Annotated in this window: 6 protein-coding genes; 1 reads left to right on the top strand and 5 read right to left on the bottom strand. The window is 72.4% G+C overall.

Translation table 11 applies throughout. From position 1 onward, the window contains the following. Positions 1-178 precede the first annotated feature (178 nt). The 4 genes from F6B93_RS05760 to F6B93_RS05745 all read right to left on the bottom strand — a co-directional run bounded on the left by F6B93_RS05760 (position 179) and on the right by F6B93_RS05745 (position 22,328). Positions 179-5,947 (bottom strand): PE family protein, encoded by a 5,769-nt coding sequence (locus F6B93_RS05760; protein WP_211698237.1) that lies wholly within the window; start codon positions 5,945-5,947, stop codon positions 179-181. 1,024 nt (positions 5,948-6,971) lie between these two features. Further along, positions 6,972-12,548: a PE family protein gene (locus tag F6B93_RS05755; protein ID WP_211698236.1), complete on the bottom strand. Its 5,577-nt coding sequence runs from the start codon at positions 12,546-12,548 to the stop codon at positions 6,972-6,974. Positions 12,549-13,324: 776 nt separating this feature from the next. Further along, complete coding sequence (locus F6B93_RS05750; RefSeq protein WP_211698235.1) at positions 13,325-20,782, bottom strand: PE family protein; 7,458 nt, start codon at positions 20,780-20,782, stop codon at positions 13,325-13,327. A 709-nt stretch (positions 20,783-21,491) separates the two neighbouring features. After that, positions 21,492-22,328, bottom strand: a complete 837-nt coding sequence (locus tag F6B93_RS05745; protein WP_211698234.1) for a DUF3097 domain-containing protein — start codon at positions 22,326-22,328, stop codon at positions 21,492-21,494. A gap of 480 nt (positions 22,329-22,808) precedes the next feature. On the opposite strand from F6B93_RS05745, the gene F6B93_RS05740 reads away from it, so the two are divergent. Continuing rightward, entirely contained in the window at positions 22,809-23,714 is a 906-nt protein-coding gene (locus F6B93_RS05740; RefSeq protein ID WP_211698233.1) for an MmpS family transport accessory protein, read from the top strand. A gap of 22 nt (positions 23,715-23,736) precedes the next feature. On the opposite strand, the gene F6B93_RS05735 is transcribed toward F6B93_RS05740, so the two are convergent. Beyond that, positions 23,737-24,432 (bottom strand): ferritin-like fold-containing protein, encoded by a 696-nt coding sequence (locus F6B93_RS05735; RefSeq protein ID WP_211698232.1) that lies wholly within the window; start codon positions 24,430-24,432, stop codon positions 23,737-23,739. Between the last annotated feature and the right edge of the window lie 132 nt (positions 24,433-24,564).

The following is a 24,564-nucleotide window of genomic DNA, read 5'->3' as shown; positions in this document are numbered from 1 at the left end:
TGCTCAACGCGTAGCTTGTCGACTGACTGCTCAAACCTCGTGTGGTCGCGGAGACCAGTGCTGTGACGACAACGCCAACGTCGCCCCCGAGGCGGCCTGACCATATATAGGGGTCTTCCTCCCGGGTGAGTCACCCAGGGCCTGCCCCCTGCCCGCTCTGGGGCAGGGGTTTTCGCGGTCATGCGGCGCCGCCTGCGCCGCCGGTGCCCGCGGTGCCGCCCATGCCACCGGTACCGCCGCCAGTTCCGACCGGGCCATCGCCTGGATTACCGAGGCCCCCGCCGGTGCCGGGGTCACCGGGATTGGCGCCGCCGTCGCCAGCGCCGCCGGTGCCGCCGCCACCGCCGGTGCCGCCGTCGCCACCCGTGCCGCCGCTGCCGTTGCCGCTGTCGGTCCGGCTGCCGTTGCCGCCGTCGCCGCCATCACCGCCGGACCCGCCGCCGCCGCCGGACCCGCCCGGACCACCAGTGCTTCCGCCGCCGTCGCCGCCGGACCCGCCGCCACCACCGGATCCGCCCCTGCCGCCGTCGCCGGGCTCGATGGTGCTGAGCTCATCGCCGCCTCGGCCGCCGGTACCGCCGGCGCCGCCCGCGCCGCCGTCGCCGCCGCCGCCGAAGGGGGATGCACCCGCAGCGGTGCCGCCGGCGCCGCCCTGACCGCCGGTGCCACCGTTGCCGCCGGCGCCGGTGGGGACGCGGAAGCCCTCGCCGCCGTTACCGCCGGAACCTCCGCTACCGGCGGCGCCGCCCGCACCGCCTATGCCGATACCAGCGAAGGAGGTGCCGTCGCCGCCGGCACCGCCCGCACCGCCGGCGGCACCCCCTCCGCCGGCCCCGCCAGCGCCGTCGGAGGGTGACGGTGTCGATAGCCCAGTGCCGCCTTGACCGCCCGCGCCGCCGTTCCCGGCGGCACCGCCGGCACCGCCTGCGCCGCCGATGCCTATTCCTGCAGCGGAGAAGCCATCGCCGCCAGCGCCGCCCTGACCTCCGTCACCGGCCGCACCGCCGTTGCCACCGAAGCCGGTGGCAACCGGGAAGCCCATGCCGCCGTTGCCGCCGGCGCCGCCATTGCCGCCGGCGCCGCCCTCGGCCACGCTGGTTGTGGCGCCGGGTAGGCCGTTGCCACCGTCACCGCCGTTACCGCCGATACCGGCCGCCCCGCCGTCACCGGCATGGATTCCCTTACCAGGCGCCCCGCCTAAGCCTCCGTCGCCGGCTCGGCCGCCGTCACCGCCGTTACCGCCGAAACCCTCGCCGCCGTCACCGCCGTTACCGCCGTTACCGCCGTTACCGCCGACGCCGCCCGTACCGCCGATGCCGTCGCCATCCAAGCTGCCCACGCCGCCGGAGCCTCCATTGCCGGCTGCACCGCCATTGCCGCCGTCACCGCCGACGGTTGAGCCGTTGACGCTTGTGCCACCGTCGCCGCCGATACCGCCGTCGCCGCCGATACCGCCGACGCCGCCTGCTCCGCCGACGCCAGCGCCGGCGACGCCGCCCTTGCCGCCTACGCCGCCTACGCCGCCGTCACCCCCGGCGTCGCCGCCGGCCACGGCGTGGCCGCCGGCCCCGCCGGTACCGCCTGCTCCACCCGCTCCGCCTGTCCCGGCGGTGCCGTTGACGCCCGTCGTTAACCCGGTGCCGCCTTGACCGGCCCCGCCGCCGACGCCGCCGATACCGCCGGCACCCCCGGCGCCGCCGTCGAGACCTGGGTTAGCGCTGTTGTCCGTGCCGGCCCCGCCGGTGCCGCCCTGACCACCGGTGCCACCATCACCACCGGTGCCACCATCACCCTGGATGCCGCCGCTACCGGCACCGGCCGCACCGCCATCACCGCCGGCTCCGCCATCACCGCCGGCCGCACCTTGGCCGCCAGCACCACCACCGGCCGCCCCGGTCGTGCCGATACCGCCCTGACCACCGCTGGCGCCGTCGCCGCCCCTGCCGCCGTCGCCGGCGGTTCCGTGGGCGCCGGTCGTTGACCCGGTGCCGCCTTGACCGGCCGCTCCGCCGGTGCCGCCGGTGCCACCGTCACCGCCATCGCCGCCGCCGAGACCTGGGTTGGCACTGTTGTCGGTGCCGGCCCCGCCGGTGCCGCCTTGGCCACCGGTGCCACCGTCACCACCGGCGCCGCCGGCGCCCTGGCTGCCGCCGCTACCGGCACCGGCCGCACCGCCCTTACCGCCGGCGCCGCCATCACCGCCGGCGGCGCCTTGGCCACCGGTACCGCCACCGGCCGCTCCCAGGGTGCCGCTGCCACCCTGGCCACCGGTGCCACCGTCACCGCCGGTGCCACCGTCACCGGCAGAGCCGTCAGCGCCGGTGGTGGATCCGTTGCCGCCCGCACCGGCGTCCCCACCGGTACCGCCGATGCCGCCCTGACCGCCGGCGCCACCATCGACCCCGGTACTGGCGCTGTTGTCGGTGCCGGTTCCGCCGGTGCCGCCTTGGCCGCCGATACCGCCGTCACCACCGGTACCGCCGGCGCCCTGGCTGCCGCCGACCCCGGCACCGGCCGCGCCGCCCTTACCGCCGGCGCCGCCATCACCGCCGGCCGCGCCTTGGCCACCGGTGCCGCCACCGTCCGCCCCGGCCGTGCCGATACCGCCCTGTCCACCGGTGCCACCGGTACCACCAACACCGCCATCGCCGGCAGAGCCGTCAGCACCCATGGTGGACCCGCTGCCCCCGGCGCCGGCCTCGCCACCGGTCCCGCCGATACCGCCAGCGCCGCCGACACCACCATCAACCCCGGTACTGGCGCTGTGATCCGTACCGGCTCCACCGGTGCCGCCTTGGCCACCGACCCCGCCGTCACCACCGGTACCGCCGGCACCCTGGCTGCCGCCGACCCCGGCACCGGCCGCACCACCCTCACCGCCGGCGCCGCCGGCCCCGCCGGACGCGCCTTGACCGCCGGTACCGCCATCAGCGGCCCCGGTGGTGCCGATACCGCCCTGGCCACCGGTGCCACCGGTACCACCAACACCACCGTCTCCGGCGGAGCCATCAGCACCCGTGGTGGACCCGGCGCCCCCAGCCCCAGCCTCGCCACCGGTCCCGCCGATACCGCCAGTGCCACCGACACCACCATCAACCCCGGTATTGCCGCTGCTGTCGGTACCGGCACCACCGGCACCGCCCTGGCCACCGAGGCCGCCGTCACCACCAGCACCACCGGCACCCTGGCTGCCACCGGTACCAGCACCGACCGCACCACCCTGACCACCAGCGCCGCCAGCCCCACCAGCCGCCCCTTGACCACCGGTACCGCCACCAGCGGCCCCGGTGCTGCCGATACCACCATCACCACCATCGCCACCGGCGCCGCCGGTACCGCCGTCACCGGCCGAACCAGCAGCACCCGTGCTGGACCCAGCACCCCCAGCCCCGGCGTCGCCACCAGCACCACCGGCACCGCCGGCACCGCCAGCACCCCCATCGACCCCCGCGTTAGCACTGTGATCGGTACCGGCACCCCCGGTACCGCCCTGACCACCGGTACCACCATCACCACCAGCACCACCGGCGCCCTGGCTGCCGCCGGTACCAGCACCGACCGCACCACCCTGACCACCAGCGCCGCCAGCCCCACCGGCCGCGCCTTGACCGCCGTCACCGCCATCGGCCGCCCCGGCGGTACCGACACCACCATCACCACCATCGCCACCCTGACCACCAACACCGCCATCACCCGCAGAGCCATCAACACCGGTCACCGACCCAGCACCGCCAGCACCGGCGTCGCCACCGGCACCACCGATACCGCCTTTGCCGCCGGCACCGCCATCGACCCCCGCGTTAGCACTGTTATCCGTACCCACACCACCGGTACCGCCCTGACCACCGGTACCACCATCACCACCGGCACCCCCGACACCCCGGCTGCCCTCGGTACCGCCATGAGCGTTACCGGCCGCACCGCCCTTGCCGCCGCCACCACCAGCGCCACCGTCACCACCAGCGGCGCCATCAGCGCCCGCACCAGCCACGCTGGTGTTATCGGCACCCGCACCACCGGCCCCGCCGGCACCACCAGCGCCGCCATCACCAGCACTACCCCCAGCCCCAGCGACCGAACCAGCACCCCCCAGGCCGGCATCACCACCAACACCGCCCTGGCCGCCGTGGCCGCCGACACCCCCAGCCGTTTGTGGATCAACACCGGCGCTACCGGCGCTACCGGCACCGCCGATACCCCCGACCCCGCCGTCACCACCAACACCACCAGCACCCTGCAACACACCGCTGCCGCCACCATCACCACCAACACCACCGGACCCACCAGCAAACCCCGTGTCACCGGTGTTGCCGGCGCCGGTGGCATCAGCACCAGCAGCCCCGGCGCCACCATGACCACCGGCACCACCATCACCACCAAAACCCACGGTCCCCGCCGTCCCGGCCTCGCTGAACACGTTGCCCGCACCACCAGCACCAGCTTGGCCAGCCTGACCACCGGTGCCGCCATTACCACCGTCACCACCGACACCGGTGATGCCGTCAGCACCCGCACCACCAGCACCACCAGCACCGCCGATCCCGCCGGCCCCGCCCGCCCCGGCAGAGCCGAACAACACCGCGCCCTGACCCCCGGCCCCACCGTTACCGCCGAGACCACCACCGCCACCATCACCACCGGACCCGCCATCACCGACCCCATCAGCACCGGCCTTACCCGCACCCCCAGCACCGCCGGCCCCGCCGTCACCACCACCCATGAACAATCCCCCACGCGCACCAGCGCCCCCGGTACCGCCGTCACCGCCAGCGGTACCGATCGAGGTCGCCACACCCCCAGCACCACCGGCCCCACCGGCGCCACCGACGCCGAACAACCACCCCGGGGTGCCGCCAGCACCACCATCACCGCCCGTACTACCAGCATCGCCGACACCCCCAGCCCCACCGGACCCGCCGAAACCGAACAGTTGGGCGGCCTGACCCCCGTTACCACCAGCCCCGCCGCCGACACCACCCACACCACCCACACCACCATCACCAATCAACAAACCACCGTTGCCGCCCACACCGCCGGCCCCACCACCAACACCACCGACCCCGCCGGCACCGCCAGCACCCATCACCAACCCACCATCACCACCAGCCCCACCAGCGAACCCACCATCACCCCCAGCACCACCAGCACCACCACGGCCCCACAACCCCGCGTCCCCACCAGCCCCGCCGGCCTGACCAGAACTACCCGCCCCACCAGCACCACCACTGCCGTAGAACACCCCACCATCGCCACCAGCGCCACCGGTGCCGCCCCCGCTGCCCCCACTACCCCCAGCACCACCAAGACCACCGTTGCCGAACAACCACGCGTGTCCGCCCGCACCCCCGGCACCGCCACCGATCCCGCCAGCACCCCCATTACCGCCACGCCCATACAGCCACCCACCAGTGCCACCAGCACCACCCGCAGCGCCGATGCCACCGGCACCACCATTGCCGCCGTTGCCCAACAACCCCGCCGACCCGCCGGCCCCCCCAGCCTGCCCGGCCGCCCCCGCCGCACCACTACCACCGCTACCCCACAACAACCCACCATTCCCACCAGCACCACCCGGCGTGGTCGCATCCGCACCATGGCCCACCAACGGGCGCCCCAACAACACCTGCGTCGGACCGTTCACCACATTGAGCACCGCCTGCTCCACATTGGCGGCCTCAGCAGCCGCATACGACACCGCACCACTGTGCAGCGTCACCACGAACTGCTCGTGATACGCCGCAACCTGGGCACTGATCGCCTGATACTCCTGACCAAACATGCCGAACAACGCCGCAATCTGCGCCGACACCTCATCAGCACCCGCGGCCAACACCTCCGTCGTCGCCGCAGCCGCCGCCGCGTTCGCCGCCTCCAACGCCGCACCAATACTGGCCAAATCACCAACAACACCAGTGAAAACATCGGGAGTAAACGAAACAAAAGACACCGGAAGGCTCCTGAACAGTTGCAGTAACAGTGAAAGACCGCGGCCGGACACCGACCGCGATCGTTAGCTAGCGAAGCTAATCACCACCGCGGTTGATTGCACGCGGTTTCGCAATCACGGCGCCATCGACCCCAGGAGACGTGCTCCACGACCTATAAGACCCCCCCCCCCCCCCCCCCGAACAGGTCGAGCTACGGCCGTCGCAATAGTCGCGTCGCTACGCGACTGTGTTCTCACACCCACCCGGCGAACAAGACGCCAAGCAGAAATGCGCGGCCGAACAAGCCGGTGGCGAATCAGGCCCCCGACAGTGACACGCTCAAACAGACATCAGGTGGAGGAGCTTCTGGCCCTAAACCTCAAGCGCCGCACCGCCATCGCCCTGCGCGGCGGGCGACCCCGCCCTTAACTGGCGCCTCCAGGGCCTCGGACAAGACACTTGTCCCGCCCGCCCGAAGAGCGGCCCCAACGATCGACAAGACCAGATTCACACAGATGGAACGACACGCCCTGCGCGAAGCGCCAGGCGGGCTCCCAGTCTCCAAAGACAGTTCACGGCAGATCGCTCAGCGGCCGGCTCATAGCGGTTTGGCCTAAGCCAGTCCGACACGCCGCGCGACGCCCGCTCTCGGATTCCTCCGCCGACGACATCAGCTAACCCGCTACACGAACGCGTTCGGAACGTCGAGCACTACCCGACCGCCGAAGACGACGTGACTACCGAAACCGACCTCGCTGATTACGAAGCCAGCTCGGCCGACCCGGACAGCGAGAGAGTTTGGCCGACAGACACTCGCCGTGGCAGAAGAACGCCCCGAGTCATTCAACGCCAGCCACCAGACGAACTGCTCAACGCGTGGCTTTCGACTGGCTGCTCAAATCGCGCGTGGTCACCGGGACCAGCGCTGTGACGACAACGCCAACGTCGCCCCCGAGGCGGCCTGACCACATAGAGGGGTCCTCCTCGGGGTAGTCACCCGGCGGCTGCGGTGTAACTGTCTCGGCTGCGGGTATTCGCGGTCATTCAAAGCCGGCTTCCGCCTGTGCCAGGTATACCCGCAGTGCCGCCGGTGCCACCGCTACCGCCGCTGGTTCCGATCGGGCCACCGCCCGGATTACCGAGGCCGCCGCTGGTGCCGGGGTTGCCGGGATTGACGCCGCCGTTGCCAGCGCCGCCGGTGCCGCCGCCGCCGCCGTCGCCGCCGCCACCACCGCTGCCACCGGTGCCGGTGCCGCTGCCATTGCCGCCGTCGCCTCCGGTGCCACCGGTGGCACCGAAACCACCAGGACCACCCGTGCCGCCGGTGCCGGCGGCACCGCCGCCGCCGCCGTCGCCGCCGCCGCCTCCGGATCCGCCGGCACCGCCGTCGCCGTTCTGGCCGCCGGAATCGCCTCCTACGCCGCCGTTACCGGCGGCGCCGCCTTTGCCGCCACTACCGCCGCTGGATGCATCAGGACCCTTGGCGGCCCCGCCGGTGCCGCCTTGACCGCCGGTTCCGGCGTCGCCGCCGTCGCCGCCGTGGCCGGCGTCGGCAGTGCCACCCTGGCCGCCGTCACCGGCGGCACCACCTGCGCCGCCCGCGCCACCCAGGCCGGTACCGGACCTGTCGGCCTCGCCTTCACCGCCTGTGCCGCCCGCACCGCCGTCGCCACCCACGCCGCCGTCACCGGCGTCGCCGCCCACGCGGGCATCGCCGCCGTTGCCGCCGCTACCGGCCGCGCCGCCCGCGCCGCCCGCGCCGCCCGTAGCAGTATTGTCGCCGATGATGTCGCCCCGGCCGCCGTCACCGCCGGCACCGCCGGTGCCACCCGCACCGCCGTTACCGGCGGTGCCGCTGATCCCATTGCTGGCACCGCCGTCGCCGCCGATACCGCCAGCACCGCCAGCACCGCCGTCACCGCCGACGGAAGGAAAGGTGTCGCTCACACCGGCGGAGCCTTCGCCGCCCTTGCCGCCGTCGCCGCCGGTACCGGCCGAGCCACCGTCACCGCCGACGCCTCCGGCGCCGTCGCCGGCTTTTCCGCCTGTGCCGCCGTTGCCGGCGGCGCCGCCTGTGCCGCCAGCACCCGGGGTGCCGCCGTTGAGACCTGGGTTCTGGGTGAAGCCGCCGGTTCCGGCCGCACCGCCGTCACCGCCAACACCGCCGACACCGCCGGTACCGGCGCCGAAGCCGCCGTCGCCCCCGTTGCCGCCGTGGCCGGCTGCGCCGCCGTTACCGCCGTCACCGCCGTCGACACCGCCTATGCCGAGACCGGAGCCGCCGTCACCGCCGGTACCGCCGCCGCCGCCATTGCCGCCGGCGCCGCCGGCGCCGCCGACTTCGCTGATGTCGACAGCGCGACCGCCGGCTCCGCCGTCACCACCAGCTCCACCGTCGCCGCCGTGGCCGCCAGCTCCGCCGACTTCGGCGACGCCTTTGCCGCCGGCGCCTCCGGTGCCGCCGTCGCCGCCAGCTCCGCCGTCGCCGGCGACGCCGTTGGCGCCCGTCGTTGACCCAGTGCCGCCTTGACCGGCCGCTCCGCCGGTGCCGCCGGTGCCGCCGGTGCCGCCGGCGCCGCCGTCGAGACCTGGGTTGGCGCTGTTGTCGGTGCCGGCTCCACCGGTGCCGCCTTGACCGCCGAACCCGCCGTCACCGCCGGTGCCACCGGCACCTTGGACGCCGCCGGTACCGGTACCGGCGGCACCACCGTCACCACCAGCTCCGCCGGCACCGCCGTCACCACCGGTTCCACCAGTGCTGCCACCAGCGGCCCCGGTTGTGCCGCTGCCACCCTGGCCGCCGGTGCCACCGGTGCCACCGGTGCCACCGTCACCGGAGGAGCCATCAGCACCCTTGGCGGATCCGTTGCCGCCGGCACCGGCGTCCCCACCGGTACCGCCGATACCGCCCTGACCGCCCGCGCCACCATCGAGCCCAGCGTTGGCGCTGTGGTCGGTGCCGGCTCCGCCGGTGCCGCCCTGACCGCCGATACCGCCGTCACCACCAGCACCACCGGCACCCTGACTGCCGCCGACCCCGGCACCAGCCGCGCCACCGTTACCACCGGCGCCACCGTCACCGCCGGCCGCACCTTGGCCACCGGTGCCGCCACCATCCGCCCCGGTGGTGCCGATACCGCCCTGGCCACCGGTGCCACCGGTACCACCAACACCGCCATCGCCGGCGGAGCCGTCAGCACCCGTCGTGGACCCGCTGCCCCCGGCGCCGGCCTCCCCACCAGTACCACCGATCCCGCCGGCGCCGCCGGCGCCACCATCTAACCCGGCGTTGGCGCTGTGATCCGTACCGGCTCCACCGGTGCCGCCCTGGCCACCGATACCGCCGTCACCACCGCTGCCGCCGGCACCCTGGCTGCCGCCGACCCCGGCACCAGCCGCACCACCCTCACCGCCGGCGCCGCCAGCCCCGCCGGCCGCGCCTTGGCCGCCAGTACCGCCACCAGCGGCCCCGGTGGTACCGATACCGCCCTGGCCCCCGGTGCCACCGGTACCACCAACACCACCGTCGCCAGCGGAGCCATCAGCACCCGCGGTGGACCCGCTGCCCCCGGCGCCGGCCTCCCCACCAGCACCGCCGGCACCGCCATCACCGCCGGCGCCACCATCTAGACCGGCGTTGGCGCTGTTGTCGGTACCGGCTCCACCGGTGCCGCCCTGACCACCGAGGCCACCATCACCACCGGTACCCCCGGCGCCCTGGCTGCCACCGTCCCCGGCGCCGGCCGCGCCACCATCACCACCAGCGCCGCCCGCCCCACCAGCCGCACCTTGACCACCGGTACCGCCACCAGCGTCCCCGGCGGTGCCGATACCACCATCACCACCATCGCCACCGGCGCCGCCGGTACCACCGTCACCGGCCGAACCAGCAGCACCCGTGGTGGACCCGGCGCCCCCAACCCCGGCGTCGCCACCAGCACCACCGGCACCGCCAGCACCGCCCGCACCCCCATCGACCCCCGCGTTAGCACTGTTATCGATACCCACACCACCGGTACCGCCCTGACCACCGGCACCGCCGTCACCACCGGTACCCCCGGCGCCCTGGCTGCCACCGGTACCGGCACCGACCGCACCACCATCACCACCAGCGCCACCCTGGCCGCCGGCCGCGCCTTGGCCGCCGTCACCGCCATCGGCCGCCCCGGCGGTGCCGACACCGCCATCACCACCATCGCCACCGGCGCCGCCGGCCCCGCCATCACCGGAGGAGCCATCAACACCGGTCACCGACCCAGCACCGCCAGCCCCGGCGTCGCCACCGGCACCACCGGTACCGCCTTGGCCGCCGGCACCGCCATCGACCCCCGCGTTAGCGCTGTTATCCGTACCCACACCACCGGTACCGCCCTGACCACCGGTACCACCATCACCACCGGCACCCCCGACACCCCGGCTGCCCTCGGTACCGCCATGAGCGTTACCGGCCGCACCGCCCTTGCCGCCGCCACCACCAGCGCCACCGTCACCACCAGCGGCGCCATCAGCGCCCGCACCAGCCACGCTGGTGTTATCGGCACCCGCACCACCGGCCCCGCCGGCACCACCAGCGCCGCCATCACCAGCACTACCCCCAGCCCCAGCGACCGAACCAGCACCCCCCAGGCCGGCATCACCACCAACACCACCGTCACCGCCGTGGCCGCCGACACCCCCAGCCGTTTGTGGATCAACACTGGCGCTGCCGGCGCTACCAGCACCGCCGATACCCCCGACCCCGCCGTCACCACCAACACCACCAGCACCCTGCAACACACCGCTGCCGCCACCATCACCACCAACACCACCGGACCCACCAGCAAACCCCGTGTCACCGGTGTTGCCGGCGCCGGTGGCATCAGCACCAGCAGCCCCGGCGCCACCATGACCACCGGCACCACCATCACCACCAAAACCCACGGTCCCCGCCGTCCCGGCCTCGCTGAACACGTTGCCCGCACCACCGGCACCAGCTTGGCCAGCCTGACCACCGGTGCCGCCATTACCACCGTCACCACCGACACCGGTGATGCCGTCAGCACCCGCACCCCCAGCACCACCAGCGCCGCCGATCCCGCCGGCCCCGCCCGCCCCGGCAGAGCCGAACAACACCGCGCCCTGACCCCCGGCCCCGCCGTTACCGCCGAGACCGCCACCGCCGCCATCACCACCGGACCCGCCATCACCGACCCCGTCGACACCGGCCTTACCCGCACCCCCAGCACCGCCGGCCCCGCCGTCACCACCACCCATGAACAATCCCCCGCGCGCACCAGCGCCCCCGGTACCGCCGTCACCGCCAGCGGTACCGATCGAGGTCGCCACACCCCCAGCACCACCGGCCCCACCGGCGCCACCGACGCCGAACAACCACCCCGGGGTGCCGCCAGCACCACCATCACCGCCCGTACTACCGGCATCGCCGACACCCCCGACCCCACCGGACCCGCCGAAACCGAACAGTTGGGCGGCCTGACCCCCGTTACCACCGGTCCCGCCGCCGACACCACCCACACCACCGGCACCGCCGTCACCGAGCAACAAACCACCGTTGCCGCCAGCACCGCCGGCCCCACCACCAACACCACCGACCCCGCCGGCACCGCCAGCACCCATCACCAAGCCACCATCACCACCGGACCCGCCAGCGAACCCACCATCACCGCCGGCACCGCCGGCACCACCGGCACCGAACAACCCCCCACTATCACCGCCGTCGCCGCCGCCGATGCCGCCGGCGCCGCCATCACCGAACACCAGGCCCCCACGCCCACCAGTACCACCGGCGAAGCTGCCACCATCACCACCGGCACCGCCAGCACCACCACGACCCCACAACCCCGCATCCCCACCAGCCCCACCGGCCTGACCAGAACTACCCGCCCCACCAGCACCACCACTGCCGTAGAACACCCCACCATTGCCACCAGCGCCACCGGTGCCGCCCCCGCTGCCCCCGCTACCCCCAGCACCGCCAAGACCACCGTTGCCGAACAACCACGCGTGTCCGCCCGCACCACCGGTACCGCCACCGATCCCGCCGGCACCCCCGTTACCGCCGCGCCCATACAGCCACCCACCAGTGCCACCAGTACCACCCGCGGCGCCGATGCCACCGGCACCACCATTGCCGCCGTTGCCCAACAACCCCGCCGACCCGCCGGCCCCCCCAGCCTGCCCGGCCGCCCCCGCCGCGCCGTTGCCGCCGCTACCCCACAGCAACCCACCATTCCCACCCGCACCACCCGGCGTGGTCGCATTCGCGCCGTTGCCGACCAGCGGGCGCCCCAACAACACCTGCGTCGGACTGTTCACCACATTGAGCACCGTCTGCTCTACATTGGCGGCCTCAGCAGCCGCATACGACACCGCACCACTGTGCAGCGTCACCACGAACTGCTCGTGATACGCCGCGACCTGGGCACTGATCGCCTGATACTCCTGACCGAACATGCCGAACAACGCCGCAATCTGCGCCGACACCTCATCAGCACCCGCGGCCAACACCTCCGTCGTCGCCGCAGCCGCCGCCGCGTTCGCCGCCTCCAACGCCGCACCAATATTGGCCAAATCACCAACAACACCAGTGAAAACATCGGGAGTAAACGAAACAAAAGACACCGGAAGGCTCCTGAACGGTCGCAGTAACAGTGAAAGACCGCGGCCGATTACCGACCGCGATCGTTAGCTAGCCAAGCTATGCGTTACCGCGGTCAGTCGGCTAGCGGTTTCGCTATCTGTTGCCTTAGGACCCCAGACGGCGTGCTCCACGACCTATAAGAACCACCCCGCCCCCCGCCCCCAAACAGGCCCAGCTAAAGCCGTCGCAATAGTCGCGTCGCAATGCGACTGTGTTCTCACACCCACCCGGCGAACAAGACGCCAAGCAGAAATGCGCGGCCGAACAAGCCGGTGGCGAATCAGGCCCCCGACAGTGACACGCTCAAACAGACATCAGGTGGAGGAGCTTCTGGCCCTAAACCTCAAGCGCCGCAACGCCATCGCCCTGCGCGAAGCGCCTGGGGGCTACCAGTCTCCAAAGACAGTTCACGACAGATCGCCCAGACGCCGGCTCATAACGGTTTAGGCCTAAGCCAGTCCGACACGCCACGCGACGCCCGCTCTCGGATTCCCCCGCCGACATCATCAGCAACATCAGCAAACCCGCTACACGAACGCGTTCGGAACGTCGAGGACTACCAGACCGCCGAAAACGACGTGACCACCGATACCGACCTCAGCGATTACCAAGCCAGCTCGCCCGAACCGAAAGGCGAGAGGGTCCGGGCCGACAGATGCTCGCCATGGCAACGCCCCGCCTCATTCAACGCCGGCCACCCGACGTGCTGGTCAACGCCTAGCTTGTCGACTGGCTTTGGAGCAGCGGGTTTTTGCGGTCATGCGGGGCCGCCGGCGCCGCCGGTGCCGGCGGTGCCACCGGTGCCACCGTTGCCCCCACCAGTTCCGACCGGGCCACCGCCTGGATTACCGAGGCCGCCTCCGGTGCCGGGGTTGCCGGGATTGGCGCCACCGTCGCCGGTGCCGCCGGTGCCGCCGCCACCGCCGGTACCACCGCCACCACCCATGCCGCCGTTGCCGCTGCCGCTGCCGTTGCCGCCGTCGCCGCCAGCGCCGCCGGTGGCGCCGGCACCGCCGATACCACCCGTGTCGTCGACGCCTCCGTTGCCGCCGCCGCCCCCGGCGCCGCCGGTGCCGCCGGACCCGCCGGCGCCGCCGTCCCCGTTGTCGGCACCAGTATTGCCGCCAGTGCCGCCGCTACCGGCGGCACCGCCGTTGCCACCAGCGCCGCCGGATGTGCCTGCACCACCCGTGCCGTCGCCGCCCGTGCCGCCCTGACCGCCCGTGCCACCAGCGCCGGCGTCGCCGGGGCTACCGTCGCCGCCAGCATTGCTACCGTTGCCGCCATCACCGGCGGCTCCACCGGCGCCACCCGCACCACCCGTGCCTGTACCGGTGGTCGAGTTGCCCGCACCGCCGGTGCCACCCGCACCGCCATTGCCACCTACGCCGCCGTCGGCGCCGCCACCGAAGGGACCAAGAACTCCGCCACCATGGCCACCGTTCCCGGCGGCGCCGCCCTCGCCGCCTTCACCGCCCAAGGCTTCGGCGGTGCCGGTGACGTCGGAGGCACCGCCTGCGCCGCCCTCACCGCCGGCGCCACCGTCGCCGCCCGCACCGGCGGCACCGCCGCCGACAACGGGAAGGTCACCGCCGACACCACCCTCACCGCCGGCGCCTCCGGCGCCTCCGGCGCCCCCAGTGCCACCCCCTCCGAGGGCACTGTCGGTGACGCCGATACCGCCGTTACCGCCGGCGCCCCCGGTGCCACCTGTCCCGCCGACGCCACCGGTACCGCTGCTACCGATGGTTCCAAAGCCGGCTTGGCCACCCGCGCCGCCGGCGCCTGCCGCGCCACCGGTGCCGCCGTCACCGCCGTTACCGCCGAAGGAAGGACCGCCGTCGTGGCCGTTACCAGCGTTACCGGCGGTACCGCCATCACCACCAGTGCCACCGGCGCCGCCATCACCTCCTCCGAGGCCGCCCTGGCCGCCGATACCGCCGACACCACCGGCGCCACCGTCACCACCGTTGCCACCGTCGCCGAAGGGAGTAATAATTCCGCCGCCCCCACCACCGCCGGCGCCGCCGGCGCCGCCATTTCCGCCGGCGCCGCCGTCGCCTCCTTTGTCGAGCTCGAAGTCGACGGCGTCGCCGCCCGCGCCGCCGTTGCCGCCGGCACCGCCCTTGCCTCCGAAGCCGCCGTTCTCGGTCGAGCCGGTGCCGCCGTCGCCGAAGAGGCCTTTGCCGCCGTCGCCGCCGTCGCCACCGGCTCCGCCGATACCGCCGGCGCCGTGGGCGCCGGTCGTTGACCCGGTGCCGCCTTGACCGGCCGCTCCGCCGGTGCCGCCGGTGCCACCGTCACCGCCATCGCCGCCGTTACCGCCGCCGGCCGCCCCGGCCTTGCCGGCCCCGCCGGTTCCGCCTTGGCCACCGGTGCCACCATCACCACCGGCGCCGCCGGCGCCCTGGCTGCCGCCGCTACCGGCACCGGCCGCACCGCCCTCACCGCCGGCGCCGCCATCACCGCCCGCGGCGCCTTGGCCACCGGTACCGCTACCGGCCGCCCCCAGGGTGCCGCTGCCACCCTGGCCCCCGGTGCCACCGGCACCGCCGGTGCCACCGTCACCGGCAGAGCCGTCAGCGCCGGTGGTGGATCCGTTGCCGCCCGCACCGGCGTCCCCACCGGTACCGCCGATGCCGCCCTGACCGCCGGCGCCACCATCGACCCCGGTACTGGCGCTGTGATCCGTACCGGCACCACCGGTGCCGCCCTGACCACCGGTACCGCCGTCACCACCGTCACCACCGGCACCCTGGCTGCCGCCGGTTCCTGCACCGGCCGCGCCGCCCTTACCGCCGGCGCCGCCGTCACCGCCGGCCGCACCCTGGTCGCCAGTCCCGCCACCGGCCGCCCCGGTGGTGCCGATACCACCCTGGCCACCAGTGCCACCGGTGCCACCAATACCGCCGTCGCCCGCGGAACCATCTGCACCCGTCGCAGAACCCTTGCCGCCGACGCCGGCGTCGCCACCAGTGCCGCCGATACCGCCCTCGCCACCGACGCCACCATCGACACCGGTATTGGCACTGTGATCGGTACCGGCACCCCCGGTACCGCCCTGGCCACCAGCGCCGCCGTCACCACCGGCACCGCCGGCGCCCTGGACACCGCCGGTGCCGGCACCGGCCGCGCCGCCGTCACCACCGGCACCGCCGGAACCGCCCGCGGCGCCTTGGCCGCCGGTCCCGCCACCGGCGGCTCCGGTGGCGCCGATACCACCGTCACCACCGGCGCCACCGGTACCGCCTTGGCCGCCGTCACCAGAGGAGCCATCAGCACCCGTGCTGGACCCGGTACCCCCGGCGCCAGCGTCGCCACCAGTACCGCCGATACCGCCAGTGCCACCAGCGCCACCATCGGTGCCCGGGGTAGCGCTGTGATCCGTGCCAGCTCCGCCGATGCCGCCCTGACCCCCGACACCGCCGTCACCACCGGCACCGCCCGCACCCTGACTACCACCGACCCCGGAACCGGCCGCACCGCCCTTACCGCCAGCGCCACCTTGACCGCCGGCCGCGCCCTGGCCGCCGGTCCCGCCACCGGCGGCTCCGGTGGCGCCGATACCACCGTCACCACCGGCGCCACCGGTACCGCCTTGGCCGCCGTCACCAGAGGAGCCATCAGCACCCGTGCTGGACCCGGTACCCCCGGCGCCAGCGTCGCCACCAGTACCGCCGATACCGCCAGTGCCACCAGCGCCACCATCGGTGCCCGGGGTAGCGCTGTGATCCGTGCCAGCTCCGCCGATGCCGCCCTGACCCCCGACACCGCCGTCACCACCGGCACCGCCCGCACCCTGACTACCCCCGACCCCGGAACCGGCCGCACCGCCCTTACCGCCAGCGCCACCTTGGCCGCCAGCCGCACCCTGGCCACCGTCACCGCCATCAGCGGCTCCGGTGGTACCGATACCACCCTGGCCACCCGTGCCACCAGTACCACCAACACCACCATCGCCCGCAGAGCCATCAGCACCCGCCACAGAACCCTTGCCACCGGCCCCGGCGTCGCCACCAGTACCGCCGATACCGCCAGTGCCACCAGCACCACCATCGGTGCCCGGGGTAGCGCTGTGATCCGTGCCAGCTCCGCCGATGCCGCCCTGACCCCCGACACCGCCGTCACCACCGGCACCGCCCGCACCCTGACTACCCCCGACCCCAGTACCGGCCGCACCGCCCTTACCGCCAGCGCCGCCTTGACCGCCGGCCGCACCCTGGCCACCGTCACCGCCATCAGCGGCTCCGGTGGTACCGATACCACCCTGGCCACCCGTGCCACCAGTACCACCAACACCACCATCGCCCGCGGAACCATCAGCACCCGCCACAGAACCCTTGCCACCGGCCCCGGCGTCGCCACCAGTACCGCCGATACCGCCAGTGCCACCAGCACCACCATCGGTGCCCGGGGTAGCGCTGTGATCGGTACCGGCACCCCCCGTGCCGCCCTGACCCCCGACACCGCCGTCACCACCGGCACCGCCCGCACCCTGACTACCACCGACCCCGGAACCGGCCGCACCGCCCTTACCGCCAGCGCCGCCTTGACCGCCGGCCGCACCCTGGCCACCGTCACCGCCATCAGCGGCTCCGGTGGTACCAATACCACCCTGGCCACCCGTGCCACCAGTACCACCAACACCACCATCGCCCGCGGAACCATCAGCACCCGCCACAGAACCCTTGCCACCGGCCCCGGCGTCGCCACCAGTACCGCCGATACCGCCAGTGCCACCAGCGCCACCATCGGTGCCCGGGGTAGCGCTGTGATCGGTACCGGCACCCCCGGTACCGCCCTGACCCCCGACACCGCCGTCACCACCGGCACCGCCCGCACCCTGACTACCACCGACCCCGGAACCGGCCGCACCGCCCTTACCGCCAGCGCCGCCTTGACCGCCGGCCGCACCCTGGCCACCGTCACCGCCATCAGCGGCTCCGGTGGTACCAATACCACCCTGGCCACCCGTGCCACCAGTACCACCAACACCACCATCGCCCGCGGAACCATCAGCACCCGCCACAGAACCCTTGCCACCGGCCCCGGCGTCGCCACCAGTACCGCCGATACCGCCAGCGCCACCAGCGCCACCATCGGTGCCCGGGGTAGCGCTGTGATCGGTACCGGCACCCCCGGTACCGCCCTGACCCCCGACACCGCCGTCACCACCAGCACCGCCGGCGCCCTGGACACCGCCGGTGCCCGCACCGGCCGCACCACCGGTGCCACCCTGACCACCGGCCCCGCCCGCCGCACCGGTGGCGCCGGCCCCGCCATCCGCCGCACCGGCGATGCCGCTGCCACCATCACCACCAAGGCCACCCTGACCGCCGGTACCGCCATCCCCGGCGCTGCCGTCGGCGCCGGTCGTGCCGCCGGTGCCGCCGGCGCCGGCCGCGCCACCCGCACCTGCTGATCCGCCGATGCCGCCAGTACCGCCTTGGCCGCCATCGGCGCCGGCGACCCCAGCTCCACCGTCGGCGCCGCTGCCGCCAGCGCCGCCGGTGCCGCCTATACCGCCGATACCGCCGACACCGCCGGAGCCGTTGGTGCCGCCGGCGCCGGAGTCACCGCCGGCCCCACCCACACCGCCGGTCCCGCCCGCGAAACCGGTACCGCCGGTCGCGCCGCTGCCCGCGGTGGCGTCGGTGCCGTCACCGCCGGCGCCACCCGCACCACCGGTCCCGCCGTCACCTCCATCGCCGCTGATGCCGGTGCTGCCGGCTTGGCTGAAGATCTGGGCAGCGCCACCAAGCCCGCCCGCGCCGGCGGCGCCACCGGCGCCACCCCTACCGCCGTCACCACCGATCCCGGTGGCGCTAGCGGCGCCCGCGGCGCCCGCGCCGCCGCCACCACCGTCACCACCAAGTCCGCCGGCCCCACCGTTGCCGAAGACCAGCGGGGCCCTGCCGCCGGCGCCGCCAGCACCACCCACACCACCAGCGCCGCCGACACCGCCGGGATCACCGTCACCAACGGCAGGGCTGCCGTCAGCACCGGTTCCGCCGGCACCGCCGCGCCCGCCGTCACCACCGCGCATAAACAGCCCGCCGCGCCCGGCGGCACCGCCGTCACCACCGGCGCCACCGGCAGCACCCGGCGTTATCGCATTCGCGCCGGCGCCTCCGGCCCCGCCCGTGCCGCCAGCCCCGAACAGCCAGCCAGGATTACCGCCCGCGCCACCGGCACCGCCAGCCCCGCCGGCAGAGCCCATACTCCCAGCGCCGCCATTACCGCCATTGCCAACGAAGAAGCCGCCGTTACCGCCGGCCCCACCGGCACCGCCGCCGATGCCGCCGGCCCCACCGTTACCGCCGCTGCCGTACAGCCAGCCACCATGGCCGGCGGCCGCGCCGTTACCGCCAGCGCCGTCGCTGCCATCGGAAGTGCTGGTGGCGCCGGCACCGCCGATGCCGCCGTTACCGCCGTTACCGAACAGCCCCGCCGACCCGCCGGCGCCACCGGCGCCACCGTCGCCTCCGTTGGTGGCGATACCCCCATTACCGCCGTCACCGCCATGGCCAGCGTCGCCGATCAGTCCACCACCGTTGCCGCCGGCCCCACCGGCGCCGCCGGCCCCACCGTCCGGCCCGGCTAAGCCGCCGCCAGCGCCGTTGCCGCCGGCCCCACCGTTGCCACCGCGGCCGACGAGCCCGGCGCTGCCGCCGGCGCCGCCGCGGCCGCCGTTGGTGGGGCCGTTGCCGGCGTTGCCGCCGTTGCCGGCGTTACCGCCGCTACCGGCGAGCCAACCGGCGTTGCCGCCGCTGCCGCCGTCACCGCCGGGCCCTCCGCCGGTGACACCGTTACCGCCTTGCCCGCCGTGCCCGCCGTTGCCGCCGCCACCGGTCAGCCAACCGCCATGGCCGCCATGGCCGCCGGCCCCGCCAGCTCCACCGGACGAGCCGCCCTGTCCGGCCCCGCCAGCCCCGCCAGCCCCGCCGGCCCCGATCAGTCCGCCGGCCCCACCAGCACCGCCGTCACCACCAGCACCACCAGCACCGGTATTGGCGCCGTGCCCGCCCGCGCCGCCGCTGGCGCCGTCACCGTAAATCCATCCGCCCCGGCCGCCGGTGCCGCCGTCACCGCCGTCGCCGCTGAAACCACCGCCGGCCCCGCCGGTGCCGCCGGCGCTTCCGGTGCCACCATGTCCGAACAGCCCAGTGGCACCGCCATTGCCGCCGGCACCGCCAGCCCCGCCGTTGCCGGGCCCGGTGCCGCCGTTGCCGCCGACACCACTGGCGCCGCCATTGCCGTAAAGCCACCCGCCGCGACCGCCGTCACCGCCGGCCCCGCCAGCCCCGCCGTCAGCCCCGCCGACAGTCGGCCCGCCGCTGCCTCCATCAGCGCCCACACCGCCAACGCCCCCATGCCCGAACAGCCCAGCGCTGCCGCCATCGCCGCCGGCGCCGCCCGCACCGCCATCGCCGGCGGCATTGTCGGCCCCAGCACTGCCGTTGCCGCCGTTGCCGCCGTCGCCGTAAAGCAACCCACCGCTGCCGCCGGCGCCGCCGGAGCCGCCAGCGAGGGCACCGGGAACGCCGCCCGTGCCCCCGGCCCCACCCATACCTGCATGGCCCACCAGCCAAGCCCGGCCACCGGCACCGCCCGCGCCACCGCCGATCCCGCCAGCGCCGCCGGTGCCGCCATTGCCGTACAGCCAGCCGCCGGAGCCACCGGCCCCACCCGCGGCACCACCCGTTCCGCCCGCTCCGCCGTTGCCGCCGTTGCCCAACAACCCCGCCGACCCACCGGCCCCCCCAGCCTGCCCAGCCGCCCCCGCCGCACCACTACCGCCGCTACCCCACAACAACCCACCATTCCCACCCGCACCACCCGGCGTGGTGGCATTCGCACCATTGCCCACCAACGGGCGCCCCAACAACACCTGAGTCGGACCGTTCACCACATTGAGCACCGTCTGCTCCACATTGGCGGCCTCAGCAGCCGCATACGACACCGCGCCACTGTGCAACGTCACCACGAACTGCTCGTGATACGCCCCAACCTGGGCACCGATCGCCTGATACTCCTGACCGAACATGCCGAACAACGCCGCAATCTGCGCCGACACCTCATCACCACCCGCAGCCAACACCTCCGTCGTCGCCGCAGCCGCCGCCGCGTTCGCCGCCTCCAACGCCGAACCAATACTGGCCAAATCACCAACAACACCAGTGAAAACATCGGGAGTAAACGAAACAAAAGACACCGGAGGGCTCCTGAACAGTTGTAGCGGCAGTTAGCGACCGCAACCGCACACCGACCGCGACCGTTAGCGAGCGAAGCTATGCGTCACCGCGGTTGGTCAGCTGGCGGTTTCGCAATCAGGGTGGCTTAGACCCCAGCCGATGTACTCCACGACCTATAAGAGCCACCCCACCCACACCCCGACCAGCCCACCCAGGCCCCAGCACCACACGACGAGTGTTTGAGTAGCAACGGGTGTCGCCATTGGCGTAACGTCGCCGATGCATCGGAACATCTTCTGGGCCAACAACTCCCAGTTTCACGCGACTTCCGATTGGCTGCAGCCGGACGGGGTGAATGTCATCGATGCTTTCACCGGTGGGCCTGGCCCGACCACAGATGATCGCCGCCTCCATACTTGATCGGAGGTAGCAGAACACCTGGAGTCGTTCGACGGGGCCGCATACCCGACAAGCTGCGAAACGTATGGCGCCTTAACTCGCTATTGGAAGCTCGCGTGCTCGTCGGAGGCCAGATGCGCCACTTTGCTGATAATCCTCGGGGGTGAATCGATCCATGCCGGGCGGTCGGGGCTCTCCCGCTCTCCGCAGCCGGAGAAATCCTCGCCAAGAGCCTTGTGCTCTGAGCGCGTTCGGGCAACTTCCGAGCGGCTACTACACCGAACCAAGGCAAGCCATGTCCCTGGATCCGCCCGTGACGGATCCCCCGATTTAGGCCGCGGGCTCTGTCACGAAGTCGATGAGCTCTTCGATTCGACCTATTAGGGCTGACTCCAGATCGTTCCAGTTGCGCACCGTCGAGCGGATGCGTCGCCATGCGCTGCTGATGTCCGTCTGGTCGGCGTGCGGCCACCCGAGCGCTTCACAAACTCCGTGCTTCCACTCGATGTCCCTAGGCACGCTTGGCCACTTGGTCAGCCCGAGCCGCTGCGGCTTCACTGCCTGCCATATGTCGACATAGGGATGACCGACAACCAAGGCGTCAGGGCCACCTGGCCCGCGGCGCACCGCTTCGGCAATCCGGGCTTCTTTGGATCCGGGGACGAGGTGGTCCACGAGGACGCCTAGCCGGCGGCTGGGTCCGGGGCGGAAGTCGGCGACGATCCGGACTAGGTCGTCGACGCCACCGAGGTGCTCGACTACGACACCTTCGACTCGCAAGTCGTCGCCCCAGACCTGCGCGATCAGTTCGGCGTCGTGACGGCCCTCAACATAGATCCGACTGGCGCGCGCGGCTCGAGCCCGCCTAGCCGGAGCCGGGATCGAACCGGATGCTGTTCGTTTCGCTCGGTCAGGCGCGGGACGACGCGGCGCCGTGAGGATTACCGGTTGTCCGTCGAGGAGATAGCCGGGGCCTAGCGGAAAGCCGCGGGTCTTGCCATGTCGGTCTTCGAGGTCAACGCGGCCGTATTCCACCCGGACTACGGCACCGACATAACCCGTTTGAGCATCCTCGACAACCATTCCGAGCTCGACTGTGTGCTGGACCGATTGGGGCTTCCGACGCCGCCCCCCAGCCAGCACATCGGTTCCATAGCGATCCACCACGCGGCGATCGTAGTGGCCCTGTGGGCGGAGTGCGGGTCGCGGCGCGCCGCTACTTGGTCCACAACTCCGGAAGCGACCAATGCCAAAATCCCGTACTGCCACAGGACGAAAACCCAGCGAGCGGATATCGACGCGATGGAAAGTTCAAGGGGAACAACGTAAAACAGTCACCCGGCAAACAAGCTAGCGTGGCGCCGCGCAGAGCGAGTCACGGTTTCGAAGCAAGCAGGGATAGCGCGACTTCGAATCATGTTCTAGTGCAATGGAATTAAGACCGGAGCAGTGTCTGTTTAGTGCCGCTAGCGCTATCAGCCATGTCGGCATTCCGCTACCGGAGTTACCCCTTGCGGCTCGAGATGCTGCGCGTCGCCACGCAGCACCTTCATCGACGCGTCGCCATCGGGAAAACATCCGTGTTCCTGGTCACAACTTTCACCGCATCCCCAATCACGAACCCAATGGCCTCAGCTGGCCGCCTGGATGTTCCCCGCCTCAGGAGAGAGTTCACGGCAAGCAAGCAGGTGCATAACGGTTAGGTCTAGGCCAGTCCGACACGCCGCGCGACACTCGGTCGCGGATTCCGCCGCCAATAACATCAGCACCATCAGTAACACAGCTAACCCGCTCCACGAAGGCGTTCGGAACGTCGAGGACTACCCGACCGCCGAAGACTACGTGACCAGCGAAATCGACCTTGATGATTTCGAGTCCAGCTCGGCCGACTCGGACGGCGAGTGGGTGTGGCCGGCCGATCGCCGGTGGCGGCCGCTCGCAGCAACCATCGGCGGTGTTGTCGCCGTCGGTGCCATAGCGACCGCGGTCATCATCAATAGCGGAGACAGCGCGTCGACAAAAGCCACGGTCGGAGCCCCAGCCCCCCGAACAGCGACCTCCGCCTCGCCGCGGACGACGGCCGCGCCCACTAGCTCACCGAAGACCACGCCACGTACATCGCCCACTCCATCCCGGACATCACCACTTTCCCCGGAGACGGTCACCACCTTGACACCACCGTCCGCCAGTCCCAGCCCGAGCCTGGGGCCTGGTATCGGGGCAATCCCAACGCCAACTGCTGCGGTACCACCGACCCCTGCACCCCCGGGTGCCGCCCTCAACCCGCGCGCCGTCGTGTACCGCGTGACGGGAGCCAAACAGCTCCTCGACCTCGTGAACGTCGTCTACACCGACGAGCAGGGCTTCCCTAAAACCGAATTCAACGTGTCACTGCCATGGACAAAGATGGTGGTCTTGAACCCAGGCGTGCAGACCCAATCGGTGGTCGCGACGAGCATCTACAGTCGTCTCAATTGTTCGATCGTGAACGCCGCAGGCCAGCCGGTTGTAGCCTCGGCCAGCAACTCGATCATCACGACCTGCACGCGCTAGATCGGTGCGCCTCATCTCGGCGCTAACCAAGACCCAGTTCGCGCATCCGTTGATCGTGTGTCTGCTGAAGGCGGTCGAAGAACGAGGCGAGCTGGGCCAGCCCACCAGTACCGGATACCACCAAGTCGACCAGCTCGTCGTGGTCGGCCAGCACGAGTTGCGCCTGAGTGATTGCTTCGCCGAGCAGCCGACGCGACCACAGTGCCAGCCGACTCCGTTGTTTGGCACTCGTAGTCACCGCCGCGCGCACTTCGGAGACGACAAACTGCGAGTGCCCCGTCTCCGACAACGCCCCCCGCACGACGTCGGCAACCTCGTCGGGCAACCCGTCGGCGATCTCCAGATACAAATCGGCTGCCAAGGCGTCAGCGACATAGGCCTTGACCAGGGCTTCCAGCCACGTGCTCGGCATCGTCAGCCGGTGGTAATTCTCGAGCGCCGACGCGTACTTTGACATCGCCGGCACGACGTCGATACCACGACGTTCCAACGCATCGCGCAGCAACTCGTAGTGCCCCATCTCAGCGGCGGCCATAGTCGCCATCGAGATCCGGCCGCGCAGATCCGGCGCCATGCGTGCTTCCTCTGTCAAGCGGTAGAAAGCAGCGACTTCGCCGTAAGCCAGCAAGGCAAACAGTTCGTTGACGCCGGGATGCTCCGCCGGCAGCTGGGGCCTGGACGAATCCGCCACCTGGTCAGCGGACGAGGGCGAAGTCATGGCAACACTCTAGTCGGCAGCCGTATCGGAAAATGGGAGCCTGCCGGCCGACCAGCTATGATGCTCATTGGTAGTGGTTTGTCTGTACCACCACTACCAATGAATATGTGCGTGCACGTAGCGGACCCACTG

It is taken from the genome of Mycobacterium spongiae (assembly GCF_018278905.1).
Classification (GTDB): Bacteria; Actinomycetota; Actinomycetes; order Mycobacteriales; family Mycobacteriaceae; genus Mycobacterium; species Mycobacterium spongiae.
This window is presented reverse-complemented; position numbering and strand designations above follow the sequence as displayed.